The 9,842-nt window shown below is 67.2% G+C and carries 10 protein-coding genes and 1 pseudogene; 8 read left to right on the forward strand and 3 right to left on the reverse strand.

The features are described from left to right. Position 1: 1 nt before the first annotated feature. Both A7V84_RS12215 and A7V84_RS12220 read left to right on the forward strand, forming a co-directional pair. Positions 2–379 (forward strand): phage holin family protein, encoded by a 378-nt coding sequence (locus tag A7V84_RS12215; RefSeq protein WP_063940003.1) that lies wholly within the window; start codon positions 2–4, stop codon positions 377–379. Further along, a complete protein-coding gene (locus A7V84_RS12220) occupies positions 376–720 on the forward strand; it encodes a hypothetical protein (RefSeq protein WP_025512767.1) in 345 nt (114 codons plus the stop codon). Before A7V84_RS12215 ends, A7V84_RS12220 begins: the two co-directional genes overlap by 4 nt. 60 nt (positions 721–780) lie before the next feature. Here the strand turns inward: A7V84_RS12220 and A7V84_RS12225 are convergent, their stop codons facing one another. Further along, entirely contained in the window at positions 781–1,545 is a 765-nt protein-coding gene (locus A7V84_RS12225) for an IclR family transcriptional regulator (protein WP_025512766.1), read from the reverse strand. A gap of 99 nt (positions 1,546–1,644) precedes the next feature. Between A7V84_RS12225 and A7V84_RS12230 the strand changes: the two genes are divergently transcribed. The 4 genes from A7V84_RS12230 to A7V84_RS12245 are packed head-to-tail and all read left to right on the forward strand — an operon-like array spanning position 1,645 to position 5,777. Beyond that, complete coding sequence (locus tag A7V84_RS12230; protein ID WP_063491917.1) at positions 1,645–2,622, forward strand: Bug family tripartite tricarboxylate transporter substrate binding protein; 978 nt, start codon at positions 1,645–1,647, stop codon at positions 2,620–2,622. Between the two features lie 16 nt (positions 2,623–2,638). Further along, a complete protein-coding gene (locus tag A7V84_RS12235) occupies positions 2,639–4,144 on the forward strand; it encodes a class I adenylate-forming enzyme family protein (protein WP_025512764.1) in 1,506 nt (501 codons plus the stop codon). Beyond that, positions 4,141–4,932, forward strand: a complete 792-nt coding sequence (locus A7V84_RS12240; protein WP_025512763.1) for a citryl-CoA lyase — start codon at positions 4,141–4,143, stop codon at positions 4,930–4,932. The genes A7V84_RS12235 and A7V84_RS12240 overlap by 4 nt, the downstream gene beginning before the upstream one ends. Further along, positions 4,929–5,777, forward strand: a complete 849-nt coding sequence (locus A7V84_RS12245) for an SDR family NAD(P)-dependent oxidoreductase (protein ID WP_063491918.1) — start codon at positions 4,929–4,931, stop codon at positions 5,775–5,777. Before A7V84_RS12240 ends, A7V84_RS12245 begins: the two co-directional genes overlap by 4 nt. Before the next feature lie 36 nt (positions 5,778–5,813). Here the strand turns inward: A7V84_RS12245 and ubiD are convergent, their stop codons facing one another. After that, on the reverse strand, positions 5,814–7,358 hold the full coding sequence (ubiD, locus tag A7V84_RS12250; protein WP_033535396.1) for a 4-hydroxy-3-polyprenylbenzoate decarboxylase: 1,545 nt from the start codon (positions 7,356–7,358) through the stop codon (positions 5,814–5,816). Positions 7,359–7,443: 85 nt separating this feature from the next. Here ubiD and A7V84_RS12255 point away from each other — a divergent pair, with 85 nt between their 5' ends. After that, on the forward strand, positions 7,444–8,262 hold the full coding sequence (locus A7V84_RS12255; RefSeq protein WP_025512760.1) for a lytic transglycosylase domain-containing protein: 819 nt from the start codon (positions 7,444–7,446) through the stop codon (positions 8,260–8,262). A gap of 47 nt (positions 8,263–8,309) precedes the next feature. Here the strand turns inward: A7V84_RS12255 and A7V84_RS12260 are convergent, their stop codons facing one another. After that, positions 8,310–9,464 carry a pyridoxal phosphate-dependent aminotransferase gene (locus A7V84_RS12260; RefSeq protein ID WP_025512759.1) on the reverse strand — a complete coding sequence of 385 codons (1,155 nt, stop codon included), beginning with the start codon at positions 9,462–9,464 and terminating at the stop codon, positions 8,310–8,312. A gap of 154 nt (positions 9,465–9,618) precedes the next feature. On the opposite strand from A7V84_RS12260, the pseudogene A7V84_RS12265 reads away from it, so the two are divergent. After that, a pseudogene (locus A7V84_RS12265) lies at positions 9,619–9,842 on the forward strand (hypothetical protein); the annotation flags it as partial.

Consider the following 9,842-nt stretch of genomic DNA (forward strand, 5'->3'; position numbering starts at 1 on the left):
GTTGCGTACGCGCCTTGAGTTGCTGGCCCTGGAGGCGGGCGCTGAAAAGCTGCGCCTGCTGAAGGTGCTTGGCATGGCATTCGCCGCCTTGCTGTTTCTGACCCTGGCCGTACTGGTCTTCAGCGTCACGATCGCCGTGGCGTTCTGGCCGACCGAGCATCGTTATGTGGCGCTCGGCTGGCTGGCGGGCATTTATGGCGTGCTCGGAGTGGGCTTGCTGTTCATGGTGCGGCGCAATCTGCTGGGCGGTCCCACGCCGTTCGAGGCCACGCTGCACGAACTGGGCCGCGACGCCGAGCTGTTCGAGCAGGTGCGTCAGGCGCAGGCCGAGCTCGATCAACAGGAAGCCGCCGGGCAAGCTCAAGGGAGGCGTTCATGACGCGTCATTCAGCGACGGTGGATCGCCAGGTTCGTATCGAACTGTTGCGTGCACGCGCAGCCCTGGAACGCGAGGCCCTGGCTCAGAGTCTGGCCGAAACCGGTCGGGCGCTGGAGCCGCGCAATCTGGTCAGAAACCTGCTGCCCGGCAAGGGCGATACCTCCAAATGGGTGTTGCAGGCCTATAACCTGGCCCGACGCTATCCCATCATCGGCTCGGCTGCGTCGGCCCTGGTGATGGGCGGCAAGCGCAGCGGCCTGCTGCGTTGGGCCGGCCTGGCGTTTACGGCCTGGCAGACCCTGCGTTTCTTCCAGTCCTCCCGCTCGGACAAAAAGTCCTAGTCAGGCCGCAAGACCTACCCGCAAGAGGGCCTCGTTCAGAGGCCCTCTTTTCGTGCGCGCTCAGGGCGGCGAACCGCTTTGCGCCAGACGGCTGCGTATCACCTCGGCGATGCTGCGCTGGCGCGATGCCTGCATGCGGCCGATCAGGCTGGATACGCTTACCGCCAGGCGCGGGTAGCCATCGGCATCGCAGACCGGCACGCCCACGCCCAGCACGCCCGGCACAGCCGCATTGCCGACCACAGACCAGCCCCGGTCGCGGGTGGCCTGGATCAATTGCCGCATCTGTCCTGCGGTCATGCCGCCATAGGCGCGCAAGGCCTGGGCGTTCTGCATTACTACCTGTTCCGCCTCGTCCGCAGGCAGGGCCGCCAGCAAGGCCAGCCCGGCCGCGCCGACCCCCAGCGGCTGGCGATGCCCGACGGTGACTGCAAGCACCTGAACCGGATAGTTGCCCACCTCGCGGTGCAGACAGAGCGAATCATTGCCCGCACGGCAGATCAGAAAGGCGGAGTCGCCCGAAATATCGCTGATCTCGCGCAGCCAGGGGCGGAACTGGCGCACCGCCTGGGCATGCGGATCGCCGGAGAGCATGACGCCCAGCTCGGCGATGCGCCAGCGCGGCGCTCGTCCTTCGCGCAGGGCGTAACCCTCTTCGGTCAGCACATCCAGATAGCGATAGACGGTCGAGCGCTGCATGCCGGCTTCGCGGGCGATATCCACCACATGCAGGCCGGCCGCACCCGCCTGGCGCAACACGCCCAATACACGCAGGCCGCGGCGCAGGATGCGGGGGCCTGCCTGGCTTTCGCTCGAGTTGTTCATTTCCTGGACAAGTTTGCTTGGTCGGGCTGCTATGAAAGCCCAAGATGGGCTCGGCAGATAGCAGTCTGTCCAAATATTAGACAAAACAGGAGGAGACTCATGCAGAACATTTTCCAGCGGCTGACCCTGGCCGCGGCCTGCCTGGGGGTGGCGGGCGCCAGCTGGGCCGCCAAGCCCTATCCCGAGCGCCCGGTGACGCTGGTCGTGGGTTATGCGGCCGGCGGGGCAACCGATATCGTGGCGCGCCTGATGGCCAAGGCGCTGAGCGACGAGTTGGGCCAGACCTTCGTGGTGGAGAACAAGACGGGGGCCAACAGCAACATCGGCGCGGAAATCGTTTCGCGAGCTCAGCCCGACGGCTACACCCTGTACGTGGGGTCGATCGCCAACACCATCAATCGCAGTCTCTACAGCCAGCTGAACTACGACTTCGTCAAGGATTTCGCGCCAGTCGCGATGCTGGCGACCATTCCCAACATCCTGGTGGTCAATCCCAAGGTGCCGGTCAAGACGCTGGAGGAGTACATCGCCTACGCCAAGGCCAATCCGGGCAAGCTGACCTGCGCCTCATCGGGCAGCGGTTCGTCCATCCACCTGTCGTGCGAGCTGTTCAAGATGCGCACCGGCACCGACATCCTGCATGTGCCGTATCGCGGCAGCGGTCCGGCCGTGGCCGACCTGCTGGGGGGCCAGGTCGATTCGATGTTCGACAACCTGCCGTCGTCGCTGCCCCATGTGCAGGCGGGCAAGTTGCGCGCCATCGGCGTGACTTCGCCGCAACGCCTGCCCATGACCGAGGCGGTGCCCACCTTGGGCGAGTCGGTGTTGCCGGGCTTTGAGGTCGAGTCCTGGTTCGGGCTGGTGGCGCCGGCCGGCACGCCTGCTCCGGTGATCGAGCGTCTGAACGCGGCGGTCAATCAGGCGCTGGGCAGCGCCGCACTGCAGGCCTCCTACCGGCAGGGCGGGTTCTTTGCCCCGTCGCCGCCCAATACGCCCCTGGCGTTTCAGCAAAAGATCGCCAGCGAGATCGACAAGTGGGCCGCCGTGGTGAAGAACGCCGATCTCAAAGCCAATTGATTCCAAGGAGTGCAGGTTGTACCCGATTGATTTCTTTTTCCGCGCCGCCGAGCGCTTTCCCGAGCGTATCGCGCTGGACGGCCCGCAAGGGCAGGTGAGCTATGCGCAACTGGCGCAACAGACCCGCACGCTGGCCGCCGCCCTGCAGCACCTGGATCCGGCGCCGCAGACTCGCGTGGCGATATGCGCCGCAAACTCGGCCCAGCACATCCTGGCGTTGTTGGCGGTATTGGCCAGCGGCAAGGTCTGGGTGCCGCTGAATTACCGCAGCACCGAGCGCGAGGTCGGGCGCATCCTGCAGGCCACGGAGCCGTCCATCGTGATCGCCGATGCGCTGGGCGAGACGCTGGTCGCGCAGGCGGGCGCGCACCGCGTGGCGCTCGATGGCGCGGCCAGCGGGCTGGCGCTGGAAGACCTGCTGGCGCGACATGCCGGGCAGCCGCCGCAGCGTCCGGCGCTCGATGGAGAGGCGATCCAGGCCATCAAATTCACCGGCGGCACCACCGGGCTGCCCAAGGGAGTGATGCAGCCCTACCGCGCCTGGACGGCCGGCATCATGAACCAGATCGTCACCTGGGGCCTGACCGAGGCGGATCGCTATGTGATGGCCGCACCGGTCACCCACGGCACCGGCACCTATCTGTTGCCGGTGCTGGCCCAGGGCGGCTGCCATCTGCTGCTCGACGGGGCGGGGCCGCAGGCGGTCACGGCGGCGTTTCGCGAGCGTGGCGGCACCCTGAGCTTCATGCCGCCCACCCTGATCTACATGATCATGGCGCAGGACGGGGTGTCGCGCGCCGATTTTCCGCAGCTGCGCAATCTGATCTATGGCGGCGCGCCCATGCCGGTGGAGAAGATCGAGCAGGTGCGCGCGTTCTTCGGCCCGGTGCTGGGCACCACCTACGGCCAGACCGAAGCGCCGCAGATCGTGACGGCGCTGCCGCCGGCCGAACTGGAGGTGCCGGCCAACCGGGGATCGGTGGGCCGGCTGACCTGGCTGTCCGAGCTGGCCATCCTGGGGCCGGACGGCACGGCGCTGCCGCGCGGCGAGATCGGCGAGGTGGCCGTGCGTGGCGATCTGGTGATGCGCGGGTACTGGCGCTTGCCGGAGAAAACCGCCGAGACCCTGGTCGATGGCTGGTTGCGTACCGGCGACACCGGCCTGATGGATGCGCGCGGCTATCTGTTCCTGAAGGACCGGCTGCGCGACGTCATCATCACCGGCGGCTTCAATGTTTATCCGGTTGACGTCGAGAACGCGCTGTCTTCGCATCCCGCCGTCTATGAGTGCTCGGTGTTCGGGCTGCCGGACGAAAAATGGGGCGAGGCCGTTCATGCCGCGGTCCAGTTTCATCCTCTGGCGCAGGCGGATCACGATGCCCTCAAGGCGCATGTCCGCGCTCTGTTGGGGCCGGTCGCCACGCCCAAGCATATCCATATCCATGCCAGCCTGCCGCGCTCCAGCGTCGGCAAGGTGCTGAAATCCGCCGTGCGTGACGCGGCCCAGAAGGAGACCTCATGACTACCCCGCAGACCCGTCTTTGCGCCCACCATCTCACCGGCATGTCGTATCGGGACACCGATCTGGTCGAGGACATCATCGGCAAGATGAGCTTTACCGAAGTGATGATCATGCAGATTCTCGGGCGTCGCGCGCGTGCGGTGGATGTACGCATGGTCGATGCCGTGCTGGTGACGCTGATGGAGCACGGCCTGACCCCCAGCGCGATCGCCACGCGGCTTATCTATATGAGCGCGCCGGAAAACCTGCAGGGCGCGGTGGCGGCCGGCTTGATGGCCGTGGGCAGCCAGTTCGTGGGCACCATGGAGAATTGCTCGCGCCTGCTGGACCGCATCCGCCAGGCCCCGGATGGCGCGGCCGAAGCCCTTATCATCGCCCGCGAGCATCGCGCCGCGCGCCAGGCGCTGCCGGGCTTCGGCCACCATTTGCACAAGCCTGACGATCCCCGCTCGATCAAGCTGCTGGCCCTGGCCGAGGCCGAACCCGAGCTCAAGGGCGATGCGCTGCGCGCCCTGCGCCAGCTGGCTGCCGCCATCGACGAGGTCTATGGCAAGCACATCACCATCAACGCGACCGGTGCGGTGGCCGCCTTGCTGAGCGAAATCGGCGTGCCCACCACGCTGATGCGCGGCTTTGCCGTGATCTCGCGGGCTGCCGGGCTGGTATCGCACGTGGCCGAGGAGCAGCAATCGCCTTCCGGGCGCTTCATCTGGGAAACCATCGATCACGCGATTCCCTATGTCGGGGCGGGGCAGTCCCACCAGCAATCCGCCAAGGCGTCTTCATGAGTCCGGAGATACGGGTGGCAGGGGGCGGCGACAGGAGCGCGGGCAACGATATCCGTCTGGCGGGCAAGGTGGCGCTGGTGGCCGGCGCCGGGGCCTCGGCCCAGGGCTGGAGCATCGGCAAGGCCAGTTGCGTCACGCTGGCACGCCAGGGCGCGCGGGTGATCGCGCTGGATGCGCGCCAGGAGGCAGCCGAGGAGGCCGCCCACGAAGTCGTCCGGGCCGGTGGGCAGGCGCTGGCGCTGTGCGCCGATGTGGCTGATGCCCAGGCCATGGCAGCGGCCGTGGCAGCCGGGCAGGCACATTTCGGGCGTATCGACATCTGGCAGGCCAACGCCGGCATCGGCAAGGTGGGCGGTCCGGAGGACATCAGTGATGAGCAGTGGCGGCGCATCCAGGAGGTCAACGTCACCAGCATGCTGATCGGCATGCGCCTGCTGGCGCCGCTGATGCGGGCGCAGGGCGGCGGGGCGGTGGTGGCGGTCTCGTCAGTGGCGGGCATGCGCTACACCGGCTATCCCCATCTGGCCTACAGCGTCAGCAAGGCGGCGGTGATCCATTTCGCGCGCATGGCGGCCCAGCAGTACGCCGCCGACGGCATCCGGGTGAACACCGTCGTGCCCGGCCTGATCGACACCCCCCGCGTGAACACCAATGTGGCCCACATGTTTGACGCGTCGGATAGGCAGGCCGCGCGTGCGGCGCGCGACCGGCAGGTACCGATGGGACGCATGGGAACGCCCTGGGAGGTGGCCAATGCGGTGGCTTTTCTGGCGTCCGATGAGGCGTCTTACATTACAGGCACGGAGCTGGTGGTCGATGGCGGCCTGACCGGCAAGTACGTCTGAGCCGGCGGCCGCCCCGGGCGGGCCGCCGGCCGGGGCTTACAGCCCCAGGTCTTTCCACATGGCGTCCACCCGGGCGCTGACGTCCGGATCCATCTTGATGGGCACGCCCCACTCGCGGTCGGTTTCGCCCGGCCATTTGTTGGTGGCGTCCATGCCCATCTTGCCGCCCAGACCCGATACCGGCGAGGCAAAGTCCAGGTAGTCGATGGGCGTATTCTCGACCAGCAGGGTGTCGCGCACCGGGTCCATGCGGGTGGTCATGGCCCAGATCACTTCGGTCCAGTCGCGCGTGTTGACGTCTTCGTCCACGACCACGATGAACTTGGTGTACATGAACTGACGCAGGATGCTCCAGACGCCGAACATCACGCGCTTGGCGTGGCCGGCGTACTGCTTGCGGATCGACACCACGGCCAGGCGGTAGCTGCAGCCTTCGGGCGGCAGATAGAAGTCAACGATCTCCGGCAGCTGACGGCGCAGCAGCGGCACGAACACCTCATTGAGCGCCACGCCCAGCACGGCCGGTTCGTCGGGCGGCTTGCCGGTATAGGTGGTGTGGTAGACGGGGTTGCGCCGCATGGTGATGCGCTCGACCGTGAAGACGGGGAACCAATCCTGCTCGTTGTAGTAGCCGGTGTGGTCGCCGTAAGGGCCTTCGAGCGCCATTTCGTAGCCGGTGTCCGGTGGCGGCGGCGCGCCCTCGGGAACGTGTGCCGCCTGCGCGCGCGGGTCGCTGGCGGGCAAGAGGTGGCCCTCCAGCACGATTTCGGCGGTGGCCGGCACGGACAGTTCGCTGCCCAGGGCCTGGGTCACCTCGGTGCGCGAGCCGCGCAGCAGGCCGGCGAACTGGTATTCCGAGAGGCTGTCCGGCACCGGCGTGACCGCGCCCAGGGTGGTGGCGGGGTCGGCGCCCAGCGCCACGGCGATGGGGAAGGGCTGGCCCGGATTTGCCAGGCGGTGATCGCGGAAATCGAGCGCGCCGCCGCGATGCGACAGCCAGCGCATGATGAGCTTGTTGCGGCCGATGACCTGCTGGCGGTAGATGCCCAGGTTCTGGCGGCGGGCATGCGGGCCGCGGGTGATCACCAGCCCCCAGGTCAGCAGCGGCGCCACGTCGCCCGGCCAGCAGGTCTGGATCGGCAGGCGTGACAAATCGACGTCATCGCCCTCCCAGACCACTTCCTGGCAGGGGGCGCCGCGCACTGTCTTGGGGCTCATGTCCCAGAGCGCGGCCTTGAGCATCGAGACCTTGGCCAGCGCGTCGCGAAAGCCACGCGGCGGTTCTGGTTCGCGCAGCGAAGCCAGCAGTTCGCCCACATCGCGCAGCGCGCTGACCGCCTCGGCGCCCATGCCCCAGGCTACGCGGTCGGGGGTGCCGAACAGATTGGCCAGCACCGGCATGCCGGCCGGCTGGCCTTCATGCACGGCGTTCTCGAACAGCAGCGCCGGACCGCCGGCGCGCAGAACGCGGTCGGAGATCTCGGTCATTTCCAGCCGCGTGGAGACGGGCGCGGCAATACGCTTGAGTTCGCCCTGGCGCTCAAGCTGGTTCAGAAAATCTCGCAGGTCGCGGTACTTCACTACAGATCCCGGCTGGTTGGTTACATTTTTGATGCAATTACAGGTTAACATCCAGCCCTTACTTTCCCAACGCAAGAGGTCTCCTATGCCCGATGCGTCAATGGCTGGCGTCTTCCGACAGCTGGCCCGGGGAGTGCACCATAACCTCGCCGAAGGCCTGCGACTTTGTTCGGTCTATCTTGGCATTGCGGTCATCGTGACCGTCAGCATGGGGTTTGCCTTGCCTGGTTTGCGCGACCAGGCTTTGCAGGTGCACAAAGCCCTGTTGACTGCCCTCGCGCCGACATCCCCTACCGCCATCGCCGAAGCCGAACCCGGCCCGGAGACGGCCATCGTCATGGCTGTGCCCGATCTGCCGGCCAACAATGCTACCGGTTTTCCGGCGCCGCCACGTACCCAGGCGGTTTCCGCCACGGCCGGCTCGCGCCGTTCGCCGTCGGGCGCCACCAGCGGCCAGGTCGAAGCCCTGCGCAACTATATCTCGCGCAAGTACAAGGTCGCCTATGACGCGACCGGCGGGCTGGTGCACACGGTCTACAAAGTCAGTCGCGACAAGGAGCTCGACCCCTTGCTGGTGCTGGCGGTGATTGCCATCGAGTCGCGTTACAACCCCTTCGCCGAGAGCTCGGTCGGTGCGCAGGGCCTGATGCAGGTCATGACGCGCGTGCACCAGGATAAATTCCAGGCGCTGGGCGAGAAGGTCAATCCGCTGGATCCGGTGTCCAACATCCATGTGGGCACGACCATTCTGCGCGACTGCATCGACCGGCGCGGCTCGGTCAATGGCGGGCTGGCCTGCTACGTGGGCGCCACCGGCCCCAACGATGGCGGCTATGGCGCCAAGGTGCAGGCCGAGCGTCGCCGTCTCGCCTTGGCCGCCGGCATCGCGCTGGCGCGCGACTAGGCAAAGGCGCGCCCGGCCAACGGCCGGGAACGCCGCCCCTCCCTTTTTCAGAGCAGCTTGCCGATCCGGGCGACCGCTTCCTGCAGCCGGTCCAGCCCGGTGGCATACGAGAAGCGCATGGTGTGGCGGCCGTGGGTCGGGCCGAAGTCCACGCCCGGCACCGCCGCCACGCCCGCCTCGTGCAGCAGGCGCTGGGAGAACGCCACGCTGTCCAGCCCCAGGCTGGAGAGATCCGAATAAATATAGAAGGCGCCGTCCGGCTTGACCGGGATGGGCAGACCCAGCGTCTCGAAGGCCGGCACCAGGTAGTCGCGGCGCTGGCGGAAGGCGTCGCGGCGTTGCGAGAACAGCTTGAGCGCATCCGGCTGGAAGCAGGCCAGCGCGGCATGTTGGGCCAGGGTCGGCGCGCAGATCTGCAGGCTGGCCGACATCTTCTCGACCATGGGCACGATCTCGGCCGGCACGATCATCCAGCCCAGGCGCCAGCCAGTCATGTGGAAATACTTGGAGAAGCTGTTGATGACGATGATGTCGTCGTCCAGCGTGAGCGCCGAGCGCGGCGCCTGCTCATAGGACAGGCCCAGATAGATCTCGTCCATGATGGTGAACCCCTGGCGCTGGCGCACTTCGGCCAGCAGCTCAGCCAGCGCATCGTGCTCGATGCTGGTGCCGGTGGGATTGCTGGGCGAGGCGATCAGTACGCCCTGGGTCTGCGGTCCCCAATGCTCGCGTATGTCGCGCGCGCTGAGCTGGAAACGCTGCGAGGCGTCGGTAGGCAGCAAGCGCGGCCGGCCGCCGGCCGACAGGATGAAGTTGCTGTTGGCGGGATAGGAGGGATCCGGCATGAGCACTTCGCCGCCCGGGTTGACCAGGGCGGCGCAGGCCAGCGCCAGCGCGCCCGATGCACCGCCGGTGACGATCACGCGTTCCGGCTCGATGCGTGCGCCGAACTCCGTGGCGTAGAACTCGGCGATGGCTTCGCGCAGCGGGCTCAGGCCGCCGGGGGCGCAGTAGCCGCTCAGGCCGGCGCGCGCGGCGCGCTCCAGCGCCTCGACCACCTGGGGCGGTGCGGTGAAGTCCGGTTCGCCGATGCCCAGGCTGATGATATCGCGGCCGCTTGCGGCCAGCGCCTGGGCTTCTTTGAACAGTTCGACGACCTGGAAGGTCAGGAAATCTTGGGTACGGTGGGCTAGGCGCGGCATGGAAACTCTCACGGCGAAAGGGAGATTGTAGCCAGCCGCCGCCATCCTGCCCCGCGACGGGCGCAGCGCGCAGCCGCGCAGGCGGAGAGTAAGATAGCGGCCAAACCCCTGCGCTTCGGCGCGGGCAGCCTTTTTTCTTTCTTGACCGCAGATTATGGACGCCAATCTTCGCAAGGCCGCGCTTGAATATCATGAGCAGGGCCGCCCCGGCAAAATTTCGGTATCGCCGACCAAGCAGCTCACCAACCAGCGCGATCTGGCGCTGGCCTACTCCCCCGGCGTGGCGGCGGCCTGCGAAGAAATCCAGAGCAATCCGGCCAACGCTTTTCGCTTTACCGCGCGCGGCAATCTGGTCGGGGTGATTTCCAACGGCACGGC

Origin of the sequence: Bordetella trematum, assembly GCF_900078335.1 — a bacterium.
Taxonomy (GTDB): Bacteria; Pseudomonadota; Gammaproteobacteria; order Burkholderiales; family Burkholderiaceae_B; genus Bordetella; species Bordetella trematum.

What these genes read in the sequence shown, in the direction of transcription:
- A7V84_RS12245 (WP_063491918.1), top strand. Translation starts at nt 4,929, where the DNA reads ATGAGTCCGGAGATACGGGTGGCAGGGGGCGGCGACAGGAGCGCGGGC.
- A7V84_RS12230 (WP_063491917.1), top strand. Translation starts at nt 1,645, where the DNA reads ATGCAGAACATTTTCCAGCGGCTGACCCTGGCCGCGGCCTGCCTGGGG.
- A7V84_RS12260 (WP_025512759.1), bottom strand. Translation starts at nt 9,464, where the DNA reads ATGCCGCGCCTAGCCCACCGTACCCAAGATTTCCTGACCTTCCAGGTC.
- A7V84_RS12220 (WP_025512767.1), top strand. Translation starts at nt 376, where the DNA reads ATGACGCGTCATTCAGCGACGGTGGATCGCCAGGTTCGTATCGAACTG.
- A7V84_RS12240 (WP_025512763.1), top strand. Translation starts at nt 4,141, where the DNA reads ATGACTACCCCGCAGACCCGTCTTTGCGCCCACCATCTCACCGGCATG.
- A7V84_RS12225 (WP_025512766.1), bottom strand. Translation starts at nt 1,545, where the DNA reads ATGAACAACTCGAGCGAAAGCCAGGCAGGCCCCCGCATCCTGCGCCGC.
- A7V84_RS12255 (WP_025512760.1), top strand. Translation starts at nt 7,444, where the DNA reads ATGCCCGATGCGTCAATGGCTGGCGTCTTCCGACAGCTGGCCCGGGGA.